General features: G+C 37.5%; 12 protein-coding genes. 3 read left to right on the top strand and 9 right to left on the bottom strand.

The genetic code is table 11. The annotated features are described in order from the left end of the window. Positions 1-254: EF-Tu C-terminal domain-related protein (locus ACSLUO_RS13325; RefSeq protein ID WP_448249146.1), on the top strand; the 254-nt coding region annotated here is incomplete at its 5' end. Between the two features lie 344 nt (positions 255-598). Here ACSLUO_RS13325 and ACSLUO_RS13320 read toward each other — a convergent pair. Further along, positions 599-3,697: a TonB-dependent receptor gene (locus ACSLUO_RS13320; RefSeq protein ID WP_448249144.1), complete on the bottom strand. Its 3,099-nt coding sequence runs from the start codon at positions 3,695-3,697 to the stop codon at positions 599-601. A gap of 708 nt (positions 3,698-4,405) precedes the next feature. Between ACSLUO_RS13320 and ACSLUO_RS13315 the strand changes: the two genes are divergently transcribed. Further along, positions 4,406-5,308, top strand: a complete 903-nt coding sequence (locus ACSLUO_RS13315) for a lysophospholipid acyltransferase family protein (RefSeq protein ID WP_448249142.1) — start codon at positions 4,406-4,408, stop codon at positions 5,306-5,308. A gap of 15 nt (positions 5,309-5,323) precedes the next feature. On the opposite strand, the gene ACSLUO_RS13310 is transcribed toward ACSLUO_RS13315, so the two are convergent. The 8 genes from ACSLUO_RS13310 to ACSLUO_RS13275 all read right to left on the bottom strand — a co-directional run bounded on the left by ACSLUO_RS13310 (position 5,324) and on the right by ACSLUO_RS13275 (position 15,332). Continuing rightward, positions 5,324-5,602: a hypothetical protein gene (locus tag ACSLUO_RS13310; RefSeq protein ID WP_448249140.1), complete on the bottom strand. Its 279-nt coding sequence runs from the start codon at positions 5,600-5,602 to the stop codon at positions 5,324-5,326. A 403-nt stretch (positions 5,603-6,005) separates the two neighbouring features. Next, positions 6,006-8,195: a ferrous iron transport protein B gene (gene feoB / locus ACSLUO_RS13305; RefSeq protein WP_448249138.1), complete on the bottom strand. Its 2,190-nt coding sequence runs from the start codon at positions 8,193-8,195 to the stop codon at positions 6,006-6,008. Beyond that, positions 8,188-8,418 carry a FeoA family protein gene (locus ACSLUO_RS13300; RefSeq protein WP_448249137.1) on the bottom strand — a complete coding sequence of 77 codons (231 nt, stop codon included), beginning with the start codon at positions 8,416-8,418 and terminating at the stop codon, positions 8,188-8,190. Before ACSLUO_RS13300 ends, feoB begins: the two co-directional genes overlap by 8 nt. 117 nt (positions 8,419-8,535) lie before the next feature. Beyond that, positions 8,536-9,309 (bottom strand): PepSY domain-containing protein, encoded by a 774-nt coding sequence (locus ACSLUO_RS13295; RefSeq protein WP_448249135.1) that lies wholly within the window; start codon positions 9,307-9,309, stop codon positions 8,536-8,538. Positions 9,310-9,349: 40 nt separating this feature from the next. Continuing rightward, positions 9,350-9,853 carry an FMN-binding protein gene (locus ACSLUO_RS13290; protein ID WP_448249133.1) on the bottom strand — a complete coding sequence of 168 codons (504 nt, stop codon included), beginning with the start codon at positions 9,851-9,853 and terminating at the stop codon, positions 9,350-9,352. Positions 9,854-9,947: 94 nt separating this feature from the next. Next, positions 9,948-11,111 (bottom strand): porin, encoded by a 1,164-nt coding sequence (locus tag ACSLUO_RS13285; RefSeq protein ID WP_448249131.1) that lies wholly within the window; start codon positions 11,109-11,111, stop codon positions 9,948-9,950. 170 nt (positions 11,112-11,281) lie between these two features. Further along, positions 11,282-12,856: a tetratricopeptide repeat-containing sulfotransferase family protein gene (locus ACSLUO_RS13280; RefSeq protein WP_448249130.1), complete on the bottom strand. Its 1,575-nt coding sequence runs from the start codon at positions 12,854-12,856 to the stop codon at positions 11,282-11,284. Positions 12,857-12,947: 91 nt separating this feature from the next. Further along, positions 12,948-15,332, bottom strand: coding sequence for a TonB-dependent receptor (locus tag ACSLUO_RS13275; RefSeq protein WP_448249159.1), 2,385 nt, complete (start codon positions 15,330-15,332; stop codon positions 12,948-12,950). Between the two features lie 303 nt (positions 15,333-15,635). Between ACSLUO_RS13275 and ACSLUO_RS13270 the strand changes: the two genes are divergently transcribed. Continuing rightward, entirely contained in the window at positions 15,636-16,481 is an 846-nt protein-coding gene (locus ACSLUO_RS13270) for a virulence factor BrkB family protein (RefSeq protein WP_448249128.1), read from the top strand. Positions 16,482-16,518: the final 37 nt, after the last annotated feature.

Genomic DNA, 16,518 nt, shown 5'->3' with positions numbered 1-16,518 from the left:
TATTAACGAAAGATGAAGGTGGCCGTCATACTCCATTCTTCAAAGGTTACCGTCCACAGTTTTACTTCCGTACAACTGACATCACAGGTGCTGTAGAGCTTCCTGAAGGTGTAGAAATGGTAATGCCAGGCGACAACCTTAAGTTTGTTGTTGAGTTAATCAACCCAATCGCGATGGACGAAGGTTTACGTTTCGCTATCCGTGAAGGTGGCCGTACAGTAGGTGCTGGTGTTGTTTCTAAAGTAATCGACTAATTCGTCTGGAACGAATTAGAACGCACAAGGTGCGGCCGCGAAGCGGTGAGGGCATGGATAGCCCGAATATTAATTGATACTTTAGTTCACAGTAGAACTTAAGAAAAGGATGCTTCGGCATCCTTTTTTGTTTGTTCTTTTGTTCTAATGCTGCCCATACCGTTCTAAGTAAGCACTTCTCTATACGGAATGGTATCACTCATTAGGGTAACTGTTTAAACGCACTTTACCGTTATGAAGTGAATAAGTTTTTTAATCACTGGTGATAGCAATAAAAAAGCCCAGCGGGTGGGCTGAGCTTTTACATAGGCTAGATAATTATTTTATCTGTATATTACGTTAGATTAAAAAGTATAGTTAAGGCTTGCTTCCCATATTTTTCCTGTGTAATCAACACGCGATACCGCTCGTTCATCAAAGCCCCACGATTCTACACGTTGTTCGTCCGTTAAATTATAACCACGTAAAAAGACTTTTAAGTTTTTATTAATGGCATAGGATGACGAGAAATCTAAACGGCCATTAGCTTGTTGAATACGCGGTAGCGTACCTAAGTAAGAGTTTGTGCCTTTGAGTACCGAGTCATCTTTCCAGTTATAAGACAAACGGAAAGAGAAGCCGTCATTTTCATAATAGCCAATAATGTTGTAAGACTTTGGTGAAACTTGGTAAAGCTTAGCATTCTCGTTATCATCTGAAACTTCTGCGGATGTCTTTTGGTCAATATAGGTGTAGTTGAATACCCCACCAAAGCCATTCCAAGGATAAGGTAAAAAGTCTAGTTTTTGTTGGATCGCTAATTCAACACCATTTAATTCAATAGTACCTTCACCATTAATGGTTTCGTTTACTTCTACTTCGCGGTTTAATTCTATATCACCATCATCACGCGTGTAGGGTTCATTTTGGGTACAAATAAAGCCGCCACTGTCTGGGTTATCCACTCTTGTAATATCACTGCCAAGAAATTCAGTGACAAGAGGGTCGCCAGTAGGACAGGTTTCTTGTTCAACAAAAAAACCAGATAATTGTTTTCTGAATAAACCAACAGAAATCGCACTACCTTCGCGGTTGTACCATTCTAAAGAAATATCATAATTATCAGATTCATAAGGTTCTACAGATGCCTTAGGTTTGGTAATTGTTGCTTTAGTATTTGTTGAACTAAGCGTAGTTGAAGGTGTTTGTGATAACAGGTTTGGTCTCACAATGCCTTTGTTGTAGGCGGCACGCAATACTACATCTTCATGTAACTCAACATTAATGTTAACCGATGGTAACGTATGTGAATAATCGCTTTTAACTGTTAAATCAATTAACTCACCATCAAGTAATGTTGCGCCATCAAAGGTATTGTCTGTTTGTATATGACGTACACCAATATTACCTGAATATGGTATTAAACCTACTTCACCAGAAAAATCAGTCATTGCATAAATAGCAGTGATCTCACTTTCTGCTGTAAAATTATTAGCAAATCGAAATGGTCTACCGTTAGTGATCCTTTCATAAAAACCACTTGGCTCTACAATTACACCATTTTCAAGTTCAGCTAAATTAGCACCACCACCGGTTAATGCAAATTGTAAACTGTCGTTGTTAAATGTTCTCCAGCCACTGTTTGCATCAAAAGTTCCAGGGTAGTGACCGTTAAAGAAGCTTGCTTGTCCATTAGTCACTAGGTCTGTGGTATTTATTTGCGCGTCAGTAATCGCAGCAGTATTAATACCACCAATGGTTAATTGCTGATCACGGTTGTCAAGATCTTCAATACTATGACGGAAGCCAAATTTAACACTATCAAAGCGTAAAACATCGTCGAAGTTTATATCAAGAAAACGCTGACTGTTTAACTCGATACTAGAAACTTCTCTTACTGGATTTTTAACTCGGCCGGTGACAAAAAAACCTAAACGTTTGCCGTCGTTAGCTATATCAGCCGTTGTGACACTAGAGGCGTTTAAATCAGTTGCGCTAGGCCATACGACATCCCATGTAATATTTTCATAACCTGTCGCGCTGACAGAGGCTTGGTTAGAATTACCAAATGCGGCATCAATGTCAACATTAACGCCAGTTGGTACTGTTGGTACGTTTCTAACGCCATTTAATGTGGTAGTCGCGTTTTGGTGACCTGTTAATCTAGTATCTAAACCAATATTCATAAATTGGTTTTCTGATTTAGAATGAGTTATAACGCCATCTAAAACCCAATTATCTAGGGTATAGTCGGCATAAAGCATAATGCCTTCAGATGTTTCTAAAAAAGTTGTTTCCCTATTAGTGAATTGGTATTGACCATCACTAATAGACGTTTTAGTTACCCCATAAACAGGAGCCCCTGATTCGGTATAATCATACAAAAATGGTTCACTGGCCATATCAGGTTCAATTTTATAGAAACGATCACTATTTCGTGGGTTCACTTCGTTATAACCACTACCAAACATGGCATCTTGTTTTGTGCCTTTGTCTAGGTTACGTTCGGTATATAGAATATGTGTTCCTAATTTAAGGTCGTCAATCGGCTTCCATTCAATGTTACCGGTAAATGAGATGCGATCACCGTCGCTGAATTCGGTAACATTACGAGCTAATGCGACACCACGAACGTCAGCCTCAGCCGGAATGTTCCACTGAGCACGATAAGCATCAATAGTATCTGAATTAGAAATGCCGGTAAGAGGGTTCTCGCCCATTGGCGCATAAGTTGTAAAGTTTGCAGTATCACGACGGAAAGTTTGACCTGAGCCTGAAAATTTAAAAGCGACGGCAAGTTCGTCTTTGATTATGTGTTTAACACCTGAAAGTTTCAGTGTTGGGTCAACGTTTTGCGTTAATTCTTCATAACGTCCGCCAATACTAATAGCAAACTTACCATCTTGTTTTGATAGTGCTTGTTGTAATTTTTGATCGACAACACCAGCAATACCACCAGCTTGCATATCAGCGGTTGGTGTTTTAACAACGGTTAAACCGTCAAAAACACCAGATTCAAATGCTGAAAATGGATTAGATGCACCGATCACACTTTCACTATTACTTGGTGTTGCAAAACCTTGACCGAAGGCAGTTGTTTTTACAAAGCCACCAGATAAACCACGTAATGATATTTCAGATTGGCGGCCTTCAGCAGAGCGTTCAAGTTGAATCCCTGGAATAGCTTGTAAAGCTTCACCTAAATCAAGTGCAGGTAGTGAATCAATATCTGTGGCTGAAATAGCATCCACAATAGAAGGAGCGTCACGTTTAGTTAGTAGTGCTGACTCTAATGAGCTACGAACACCGGTTACTTCGATAACTTCGACAGCTTTATTTGTATCTTGTGCTAAAACCGTAGGTGAAGATATTAATAATAATAAGCCTGTTGCACCTACGGTTAATAATTCTTTGTTTGATTTGTTAGCTTGATTAATAGCGTTCGTTATTTTTGTTTTTTTCATGTTTATTCTCTCTATAAAATAAACGATTAATTTAATTGTTATGGCTCGGGCGCTTTTTCGAATATCAAAACAGATTACTTTTAGTAAATAAAATCAATCTAATTTAATCATAATCATTCTTAGCGGTTCAGCTGTGGTCAATTTAACTTAAAAAATAGTCAATGCAAGATGTTTGAGTACGACTTATTTCTATGCTATCGACAAAAATATTTGATGGTTATCTTGTTGGTAAAGTAAGTGCTTAATTCAAAGCGAAAACAGGAAGGTATAAGATTGTTTTCATTAAAGTTAATTTTTTTACTATGCATCTTTCGTATATTGAGGAGCCTTAAAGAGAGCCAGTTATTAGCCTCAGCCCACAGGGTGATGGCTATTTTTTGCGCTAGCTGCATTAGAATTTCACTGATTTGGAATAACCAAGTAACATTCATTCCGCTTTGTTATGACGTAAAATACTCTATTACTGAAAATATAAAAAAGATCAATAGTCCCTAGAGTTCGGTTAATTTTCTGACCATCGAAGAGAGAAAAATAAGGGAATGAGAGGAGTTAGAAAAACTTTCGCAGTAATTATCAAAAATAGTCATAATTAAAGTTTAAGATCACAAATAAAGTTAGTGATCACATCGTTATTATATTGGATTAAAAGCGAATGAAGCGAAATAAAGTTATAAATTCTATTCGTATTCTTTTAAAATAGCGGGCTGTTTGTTGGAACAAAGCTCAGTAGGGATTAATTTGTATTATTTAGTGATAGGTGTATTCAAAATATTTGGTTTATTACCTTTATTATGGATACAAAATATTAGCCGTTGTTTAGGGGCGGTACTACTTAAAATTAATAAAAGGCCAATAAATAGAATAAAGCAGAATCTAGATCATTGCTTTCCAGCACTACCGCCAGAAGAAAAGTCGAAAATATTACAGCAGCGCCTGATGTGTATGTCACAAACTATTTTTGAAATGTCGTATGTCTGGACAAAACCTGAAAAAGAATTACAGGCAAAGATCACAGCAGAACATAATGAAAGCTTTAGACAAGCCATAGATGCAAACGAAAGTATTATCATCTTAGGGCTGCATATTGGTAACTTTGAGGTATTAAGTGTTTATCTGTCGAAATTACGACAATTAAGTACGTTATATCGGCCTTTTAAAGATGAAAAGTTTGATTTATATATTCGACAAGCACGCGAACGAACAGGGGCAAAATTTTACCCTAATAATACTCATGGTATCCGTACGGCTTATAAAGATTTAGCTCAAAAAGGTATGTTTTTAGTTGCGCCAGATCACGTCCCAGGTAAAGGGCTTGCGGGTATCTTTGCGCCTTTATTCAACCAGCCAGCATTTACCACAACTTTACCTCAACGCTTAGCACTTAAAACTAAGGCTAAAGTTTTTATGGCGGCTGCTTATCAAAATAAAGGCGGCTTTCATATTATTATTGAGCCGGTTGCTGAGGAGTTTTATCAACCCGATGAATATATATCTGCTTGTGCGATGAATAAACAAATTGAGCAATTTGTGTTGCGTGATTTAGCGCAAAGCCAATTGGAATATAAAAGGTATCGCACCCAGCCGCAAGGGCAAAGTTCGCCTTATAAATAAGGCTAAAAGGTGCGACTATATTTTTAGTGAAACAGCTGAGTTTTGTCGACGATCATGTTTAGTGCGAAGGTCAAAACGTCTTTGTTCTTGCCGTGTTTGACGGCGGTCTTCATTTTTTCGTCGGTCAACGCTTAGCTCAGTTTCTGCATTATTTAACGTGCTTTGGTGGACCTTTGCTTTTTTGTTTTGCGCGTTTTTATACTTTTGTTCGAAGGCCTGCTGCTTTTTATCTTTATTTGTTTTAAAGGTTTGCTCAATTAACGTGCGAGCTAACAAGTCTGAAACTGGTTCCATTGTCCTTACCGATCATCATTTTTTACTATATGCTGTTTTTATCGGCAGATTCAGAAAAAAATAAAGTTTTTTCTGAATCTAGGGGCTATTTAACCTGAATTCGGGATAACAACTTGCTTTCTAGCAGCTGTTTTTCCTTATTACTGCGTTAAATTTAATTGCAATACGCCCCCATGGATGGGGAAGGTAGAGCGACGTTTGAACCAAAGCCGAGGCTCGCTATTGGCGCTTAAATTTGCCTTGTACTAAGAAAAAACATCAAGCTAGAATAGAGAAAAAATCAAAATATATGTATTTCATATAGTTAGCTAATTTCTTATCCCGAGTTCAGGTTATTTATCTTTGTTTAATACTATACCGTTCTAAATGAGCACTTCTTTATACGGAATGGTATTACTTATCATTAATTATAAGAAACTCGGACCGGTAGCGTTAAAATTTGTTTACCGAACCTTTTTAACCACAAGTAAATGCTAAATAAAACTGCTAACACGGCACAAATACAAATACTCGCGAAGACAGGTTCATGGCTAAAGTTAACTAACTGATATACAAAGGTTGCCGAAATATAGGCAAGGGTGAAGCTCCATAGCGCTGCAAATGTCGCCCATCTTGTTCCTACTTCATTTTTAATAGCGCCCATGGCAGCAGCACAAGGGGTATATAATAAAATGAATAATAAGTAACTAAACGCGCCAATTTGACCGTTAAAGGCTGATTGCATGATGGTAAAGGTTGATTCATTAACTCCTTGTTCTTCAGCCGCTTTATGAATGTCAGAAACATCGCCAATATCAGTACCTAATGGATCGTCTGCTTCAATATCAGACATATTATTACCAATAGAATCGACAGCTTCTTGCCATAACAAACCAAATTCTAATGGAGTATCCTCTTCGCTAGAAGGGCTTGAATATAAGCTGTTAAATGTTGCCACTAAGGCTTCTTTAGCGAATAGTCCCGTGATAATGCCAACACTTGCTTGCCAGTTATCTTCTTTTACACCCATAGGTGCAAGTAGTGGTGTTACCGTTTGTGCTGTTTGGCTTAATATAGAACCGGCTTCATCATGGTGACCAAATTCACCATCAGTGCCCAATGAATTGAAAAAGTTAAGAATACAAACAACAACAACAATAGTTTTACCAGCACCTAAAATAAAAGATTTAGTGCGCTGTGCAACCCGCTTAATTAAATAACCAAGTTTAGGTAATTCGTATAAGGGTAATTCCATAATATTGACAGAGTTGATGCCCATTAATATGGTGTGTTTAAGTAATAAGCCCGTTGCTAATGCCGCAGCAATACCAATAAGGTATAACAAAAATACGAGGTTTTGACCTGACTCAGGAAAAAATGCGGCAGCAAATAATGCATATACGGGTAAACGTGCGCCACAAGACATAAAAGGAGACATCATAATGGTTGTAATACGTTCGCGTTCGCTATCTAAAATACGCGCCGACATTACTGCTGGCACTGTACAACCAAAGCCAACAATTAAGGGAACAAAGGCTTTACCGGGTAAACCAATTTTTTGCATAACGCTATCAACCACAAAGGCAGCTCGGGCTAAATAACCACTGCTTTCTAAAATTGATAAACCAATAAATAAACAAGCAATAACAGGGATAAATGTAGCGACGGTTTGCAAGCCTAAACCTGCACCTTCAATTAGCGTTAATAACCAAGCCGGCAAATCAAGGTTTGCTAACAAGCTTTGTGGGTAATCAACAAAAATGGCGCCAGCTAAGATATCGAAAAAATCAATAAAAGCGCTGCCCACATTAATGGCAAACATAAACAGTAGATACATGGCAGCGAAGAAAACAGGCAATCCTAACCAAGGGTGTAAAATAAACTTATCTAACTTATCACTAAACGGAATTTTTTCTGTTTGCGGGTTGTTATTTTGTGACAACAAACGTTGAATAAAGTCATATCTCGCTTGCATAATTGCAACGCTTTCAGGTGTGGTTTTCTGACACCCTTGGCTATCACAGCTATTCTTTTCAAGAGACAATAAACTGTTTTCTGGTGTTAATTTTGCGGTGACCGCCTCTGGCAGAATCATGTCTGTAGGTCGAGAGGTAGCCTTAGGTAAATTAATTAAAGTATTTTCAACCGAAGTTAAGGTTGCTTTATCAAAGCTATTCGCCGTAATAACTGGGCAGCCAAGTTGCTCAGCTAACAGTTTAATATCAACTTGGCTTGCTTCTGAACGATCCGCTTTATTAATCACAATTATCATGGGGAACCCCAGCTCTAATAATTGTGTTGTTAAATAAAGCTGTCGCTTTAATTGTGTAGCATCAACGACATTAATCAAGCAGTCAATTGTTTGATTCTTGAGAAAGTCTTGGGTGATTGAAAAGTCTTTACCCTGATGCTGGCGATTCGTTAATGAGGTGATGCCAGGAAGATCAATTAATGTAGTGCTTTCACCATTAAAAATAAATGATTGTTGTTTCTGCGCAACCGTGATTCCAGTCCAATTACCGGTTTTTTGATTAGCGCCAGTTAAACAGTTATAAAAAGTACTTTTACCGGCATTTGGATAGCCAACTAATGCTAAGTTTAATTGTTTAGGCATGAGTTACTTCCACACCAATTTGTGCTGCAATGTCAGAAGGTAAACACATTTTGGTGCCGTGTAGACGAAATGCTAACGGACCATTAAACGGTGCTTTATGAGCTAATGTAATTTCAGTTTTTAATGCAAAACCTTGCTCGATCAATTTTGCTGTTAGATCAAAGTTATCAGGTAAGCGAGAAATTGTCGCTTTTTGGGCATGCTGTAAATCTGTTAATGTCATATTAGCTCAAAATCAAATAGTAATCATTATCATTAATTTTACTGTGTTGAAGAAAAATGAGCAATGAATAATCAGTAATTAGCCGAATAAATTGCGAAATAGGGGGTAAAAAGCGGATTAACGCTTAGCGCGAGCGTAACGCAGCCAAATATAAATGCCACTTAAAGACAATAACACTAAAATAACGGCGATAATATCCATAAACAAGACGCCAAATTTACCAAATATTCGCCCCGAATGTGAGTCAACCACCAGTCGTTCTAGCGTTAAATATTGCGAACGGTAAGCTTGCTTGGCTTGTGTAATTTGAGCGTCGTTGACATGACTAGGTGTTAACCACTGTGGTGATTGCTGAGGAGAAGCTGTTTGCCATGTTAATAAGTCGGCATCACTTTGGTAAATGCTGTTTGCTGTTTTTAACAGAATACCTTGGTTAGTTAAGGCCATAGCGCTAGGAAAGTCGGGTAACCCAGTTGTGCTATCAATTGTTTCAACAAGCTGACCAGCTAAAGTAAAAATTGATAAGCTTGATTGACTTAAAATCAGCCAAAACTCTTGGTATTTACCGGCACTAATAATAGGCTCGTTACTTTCAACTAACATATTATCGTCAAGCCAAACTATTTCGTTGGTGACAACAATCCGGCCTTGATGATAAAAACGAATATCTTCAGGTGCTTGTATTCCATAATGGTTAAGTAACCAATTGTTAGTAATAGGCGTTTTTGCGAGTGAAAAATCTTCGGTGTGATTAAGGGCAATACCGCTGATTGAGAGGTAAATAAGAAAAAAAGCAGTAATAATACCTAATTTACGATGCCACTCTCGTAAATGACGAATGATAATATTGCGAAGTGGTTTTGTTGATTTCTTTGAGGCAATACGTGTCATTTGAATGCTAATAATATTTTATGAGAGTTTATGGTCACCATTAACTAATTTTATGATTAAGCCATAAGGCTAAACGGGCAACTTTAGTTAATGCTCGAACAGATAGCGTAGCACCGGTTATGCCATCAATATGCTGACTAAGCTTATTGTCTTTTACTAAGCGTGCATTTTCAAATTGTTTAGTAAAAAATTGATGTTTAACTTCATCACCGCGACTTTCACGGTAAGTTAAAACCTTTAAACTAGCAATAGTATGGTTTTTTATATGCACACCAATGGTAATTGGTTTTTCTTTACCTATTTCGTTAAGTACCCAAACGGTTTCACCTTCATGTTGCCAATAACGAATACGTAAAAAATTAACTTGGTGGTTGAGAATGTCGGCAATAACGGCTTTATCTGCTTGATCTAACCAAAGCACTTTTGAATTTGGTTTTTGTGATTTAAAGGCTTGCTCAATAAACTGCTCGGTACTTTGATAAACAGTATCGGCTTGAGAAAAGCTGGCGAATAAACAACAAAAAATTAAAATAAAATAATGCACGTTTGCCTCAATATTTTTTATACAAAAAGCAAAAAGAGTGAATAAAGAAAATTCCTTATTCACTCCAATTAACAATTAGCTTTGATTACTTATTTTAGAATTGGTAACCAAAACCTAAGTTAAAGCCTTGTTTGTCAGATTTACCTGAATAATTTTCAACATCTAACTTAAATACAACGTTTTCATGTAAGTAGTAATTTACACCAAGCGTTGATACTTTTTCTTCAGTATCACCATTTAAACCAGCTTCATTGTCATATGCAGCATAACGAGCAAATACACCAAACTCTTCATTTAAACGATATGAAGGTTCAACATACCAACCAGTTTGCTCATCACGACCTAACGCTTTAGCTTCATCACCGTCAATATCCCAAGAAGCGTATAAGGCACGAACACTGAAAGCATCAACATTATAGATAGCGTGAGCTTCAATTAATGTTGCTGCGGCACTGTCAACAGCGCCATTGCCTTGAGTAAGATCTTCTTGAAATTGTAATGTTGCTGCTAATTCTAAACCTGGGATCGCTGTATATTTTACACGACCAGTATAGGCTAAGTTTTCAGCCTTAGCGCTAGCTACTTTTTGACGACCGCCACGAATTTTATAGTCATCACCTACTTCTAAACCACTTGTGATCGCACCATCAAATGTTAAACCTGGCGCCGCGCGGTAAGTAAATGCAGCACCTGCTTCCCACCATGTTGCTGGAATGATGTTTTTCTCAACTGGGTTACGCTCTACACCATAAAATGTTGGTGGCTCATGCGTTTCATTAATAATACCTACAGGTACTAAAAATAAACCAGCTTTTGCGGTAATGGTTTCGCTGTAATCATATTCAACGTAGGCTTGCTCAAGTTCTACTTCACCTGGCTTACCTTCACCTGCTAATGAATGTTCTAATTCAAATTCAGAAAAGAAGCGAATTTTGTCAGTAAATTCATGGCCAATAAATAAAACAAAGCGATGGAAGTCAATTGATTTGCTGTCGCTACCGTTATTGTTTTTAATGTTGTTATAGTGAAGTTCACCATAACCGCCAATAGTAGTAGCACTTGCTGAACTTGAAGACTCAACTGCTACAGCAGTGCTTTCAAGGTTTTTTTCAGTTTCAGCTAAACGTTTTTCAATAGCCGCTAAAGCTGCTTTTTGTTGTTCAATCGTTTTACGTAATTCTTCAGTATCGTTATTTGCAGAAGCAACATTGCTGAACAATATTGCACTAACAGCTGAAGCAAGAAGAGCTTTTTTCATGTTTTAAATACCTAAGTATGTTTAATGTTTAAAGAGTCATTATTAATTATTATGGCGGCATCATACCGACATGCTCATACAAACGCAAACCATTCGCATTAAGTTTTTTGATTTCAAATCAAGTAAACTAGTGATTGAAAAGAAAAGTTAAAGCCAAAGTTAGCGCCCGTTTAAGTGAGTTTTGTTATCACTTCAGCTAAATGTTTTTGATAATTTTGCCAGTAACCGACTGATTTATTGTTAATCGGTTGGCGCACTTGTACTGCGCTAGCAGTTGCTACCGGTGATTGATTGTTAACTATGTTTAAACACGATGGTTGCCAAGATAAATCGCAAAAGTGAAGTAGCTTTTTAGCTTCGGCTTCTGGCTGGTTAACTAGGGTTTCGTAATTAACAAGATAAAAGTTATCTGGAAACTTTTGCTGCCAAAAATCAGCTAACTTTTTGAATAAAAGATAAAATTCTGCTGTCCAAGTTAAACTATAAGCATAGTTATAATAGGATTGATTTACAGAGAATAATTGTTTGAAATTACTGAGCACAGTATCTAATGGGTTGCGATCTAAACAGATGATCTTGGCATTAGGTAAAGCTTGAATAATAAAGCCGGCATACAATACGTTTAAAGGCATTTTATCAACAAATTTTGCCGTTTTTCCGGTCAGCACTCGTGTGCTGTCAAGGTAGGCTTGGCCTAATTTTTCAAAATCTATCGCGTGGCTTGCCGCCACAGTTTCAGCGTCAATAACCCGATGAGTTGTACTTTGGCTAAATTGTTTAAATAATAAACCAAAGTTTTGCAATTCACCGGCACTGGTGACAGCTTGATGATTTGATAAAATTCGCTCAACGAGGGTTGTACCGGTTCTTGGCATACCTACAACAAATATTGGTTCATGATTGTGTTTATTAGTATTATGGCTGTTCGCGTTTAATAACTTGTCATGATCGTTAGCAAACATTGCCATAATGCTATCAAACATTGTTTGATCATCTTGGAGCGAATAATCGAGTGAGGATAGTTTATCGGCTTTCGCGGCAACTAAGGCAGCAAAGCTGTTATCAAAATCTTTCAAGGCTTCGTATTCACGTGCCATCGCATGGCCGATATAGAGTTTATCGTCTGGGTTAGTTAACTCATTAAATAATAACGTTAGTTGCTCAAGATGATTATTTTCTGCCGTTATAGCACCTAAACTTGAAAGGGCGGCGTGGGCTTTATAATGATGTGGGTTAAGCGCTATCGTTTGTTGGTAATGCGCTCGTGCTTGCTGAAATTTTCCTGAAAATTTTAATGATGCTGCTAAATTAAATTGAAAATCTTGATTAGTTGGTTTTAATTTAACCGCTTGTTGAAAATAATCAACCGCTTGCTGGTGTAACCCAATACGACTATAAGCAACGCCAATGGTGTCGAGAACGATGGCACTTGTTATCGGAAGCTGGGCTAATTTATCTAATGTGTTTTTTGCTAAAACGGCTTGGTTATTTAAGGCATAATGTTTGGCTAAATAAGCAATGTATTCGGTGTTATCAGGCTGTAAAAGGTGAGCTTGCTCAATAAGTTGTATACTTTTGGTGAGATTGTTATGACAACTGGCGATGATCCCCAATAAAAAATAGCCGTCAGCAAAATACTTATCTAACGCTAATATCTTGATTAAACATTGATGCGCCAAACGGTAATCTTGTTGATTAAGTGCTTGTTGTGCTTGGCGATGTAAAACGGCAATTTGATCGGTCATGTTAAATCGTTTGGTATACAGAGAAAATAAAAAGGCATTGTGATCATACAATGCCTTTTGTTAAAAGTAATGCTGGGTTTTATGGTTACAATTATAAGTCGAAATTATAAGTGACTCGTAAGCCAATTGTTCTCGGGGTCTCAATGTAGTGACCATAATTTCTTTGCATATCATAACCATTGGTTGCATCTGTGATTATAGACTTGTTTTGCCTCACTGATGTATACGCGTATTTATCGAACAAGTTGTCAATATAAAGAATAGCTGTCCATTCATCTTTAGTTATTTTTGCTGATAGGTTACTCAATGCGTAGCTGGGTAACTTTTCACCACTGTCGCTTAATCCAACACTAGTATAAACATCACTTTGGTAAGTTAAGCCATAATTTACATCTAAGAGGTAATCATCATAAAGTTCAGTGTTATAGTTTAAGCCAAATGAAAGCTGATGTTCGGCCGTACCAGGTAATCTATCACCTGCTAAGGCGTCTAACAATATAGCGTCTTCTGACAGCTTAGCTTTTGTATAAGCGTAGGTTGCGTAAGCCATAATGTTGTCATGAATAGCTGCGCGAGTGGAAACTTCTAGGCCTTTAGACTCTGCTTTGGCGGCATTAATAGTGATGGGTGATTGGCCATTTTCTGTGCTCGAAGACACTTGAGCATCATCCCACTCTACGTAATAAAGAGCGGCATTAAAATGAAACTTATTTTTAAGCCAGCTACTTTTTAGTCCAGCTTCATAGTTGGTAGTGGTATCTGGGGTATAAGCGTATTCATATGGCAGTGCACAAATTATTTGCCTTTCAATGTCGTCGATATTATCAGGGCATGCTGGCGTACCGTTTGACCCCCCTAATCTAAAACCTTCACTGATAGTAAAGTAAGATAAAACATCTGAAGTATATTGATAACTGACATTCAGCTTAAATAAATTACCATCATCTTCAACTTTAATATCTTCAAGAGCTAAATCAATATCGGTAGGTCCTGCTCCTTCATATAAGGTATTATATAAAGGTAGATCGGAATCCGCAGCGTAACTTGATTTATATTTGTAAAAACGAGCACCTAAGGTGATATTTAATTGCTCTGTTAATTCAACGTTTAATTCGCCAAATAATGCTTTTTCAGTGGTTTCAGTGCGACTAGGGGCAATATATTCCAATTCATCTGGCCTGATTTGCTCACCACCAAAATTATCAACGGCAAATTGACTAAAGCCTGGAGTAAATTCTTTCGCCAACTCAGAAAATTTAAAATTATTGTAATAACCGCCAATGATCCATGAAAACCTTGATTGATTTTTTGACACTAAACGGAGTTCTTGGGTAAATGAGTCCGCTTCATCGGTATCACGGGTGAAAGCTGAAAATGCTGGGAATTCTTCGTAGCTATAATCCAAGCGAATTAGTAGATCAGTTTGATCACGTTGGTAGCTTGATTCAGCACTTGATTTACCTGTGGCAGAAGTCAGCTCAGCAAAACCTAAATCAGCAACCACTTCTAAACTTAATAATGAACTCTCAGCTTCTTTTGGCTCAAGGTAGCGATAGGCACCATCATACTTGCCAATTTGCTGTGCTAATGGGTTGTCATCACTCAGGCTTTGGTAATGGGTGATAGCGCGACCACCAAATTCATCTTTTTGATAAAGGTAAGCTAAATTTGCATCAACATTATTATTGACTTGCCAGCGTAAAGTAGCGCGAGCTGTAGTTGTTTTTTGGTGGTTAATGTCTTGTTTGCTAGTTAAGTTTTCAGTAACTGCTACGGGATCATTCCAATCAGGATCTGCTAGTGAAACACCGGGTGTTTTAAGGAGGTAATTATAATCAATATAACCGGGATCATCTAAATAATTAAAGGCAACTCGTAAACCCAATTTGTCGTTAACAAGAGGTTGGTTAAAAATAAAACCCGCTTCACCGCCGGTGTCTGAACTTTCTTTGACTGAAAAAACATCGCCATAAATTGAGCCGGATGTTTCATCTAAAATTGGCTTTTTTGGTAAATAACGAATCGCACCACCTAAGGTGCCGGCGCCATATAAGGTGCCTTGAGGGCCAATCAGTACTTCAACTCTTTCAACATCAAGGATTTTCATGTCGATGTCGAGCGGTATTTCTCCGACATAAGTGGCAACCGTGCCACCATCGCTACCGGGGTTTGAAGCATTGGTATTAAGACCACGGACAATAATAGGCGAGCTGTAATAGCCGCCTTGGTCTGGAATGGTTAAACCAGGAACCCAACGGGCAATATCAGATAATTGAGTGATATTTTGGTCGGCCATAATATCGGCATCAAGTGCGGTGATATTTAATGGCGCTTCTTGTACGCTTGACGAACGACGCGAACCAGTAACCTCAATGCGCTCTATGCCTTGCATTGCATTTTGTTGTTGTGCAACAACAAAATTACTGACAGTAAAACTGGAAGTTAATGCAAGATATAAAGCAGAACGCTTAAAGATCGTTTGGTGTAGAGCCATTTTTGTCTCCCTTAACGGTATATCATGTTTAGTCAATGTTTCTTAACGGAAAAAAACAGAGCTTTTACGTAAATATTGAAATTAGAGCATCTCATAAATACCACTATATGTCTCGTAAAAAAAGGAGATTAACGTTATGCTTATTGGCACGAGTGCTATCTCAAAAAGTATGATGAAAACGTACGCAATTCGTTTTTTTGAAATGGCTAAAATATAGGTGTTTTATCATTAGCGCCAAGCTAAAGGTTCAACAATGGTTACGGCCTTAAGCTATGTAGGATATTTATGTTGGCGAAATTATTGAATTACATTCCAAGCTTTTATTTTGATGTAGTTAACGATTATATTGACCGCATTAAAAAAGATCGTATTCATATTACGGCCGGCTATCTAGCTTATGTGAGTTTGATGTCGTTAGTGCCTTTATTGGTTGTAATGTTTTCTGTGATGACAGCATTTCCACTGTTTGCTGACGTTAGAGAAGCGATGGAAAGTTTTGTTTATGGTAATTTTTTACCCACTTCAGGGGATCTTATTCGTGAACATATGACAGGCTTTGTCCAAAATGCCTCAAAAATGTCCGTGGTCGCTTTATCTTTTTTATTTTTATTTGCCTTATTATTAATTTCAGCCATTGATAAAAGCTTAAATCATATTTGGAAAATTAAAGAAAAACGCCGTTTAATTGTCTCATTCTCTATGTATTGGTTAGTACTTACTTTAGGCCCTGTACTTATTAGTATGAGCTTGGCGTTATCGTCTTATATTTTGTCGTTAGTTGCTGGCGAGCAAGTTGACACCAGTGGTATCAGTAATGCTTTTTTATTTATCCTACCGTTTTTTGTTTCGGTGGTGGCGTTTTGCTTTTTATATTTAGTCGTGCCCAATAAAGATGTGCCACTTAAATATGCTTTAGTTGGTGCTTGTTTTGCCGCTTTGTTATTTGAAATAGCGAAAAAAGTTTTTGCTTTTTATGTTTTGCAATTACCTTCATATCAAGCGATTTATGGTGCCTTAGCAACTATTCCTATTTTGTTTCTTTGGGTGTATTTATCTTGGTTAATTGTTTTATCTGGCGCTGTCTTAACGGTTTCAATACAAGAGGCAGCGAACTCAACAAAAAGCAGTTAAACTAATGAAACAACAAATAATTAGGCGCGCTTCATTA

Source organism: Thalassotalea agariperforans (assembly GCF_053470345.1).
The sequence above is the reverse complement of the archived record's forward strand: the minus strand, read 5'-3'. Positions and strand labels throughout refer to the sequence as shown.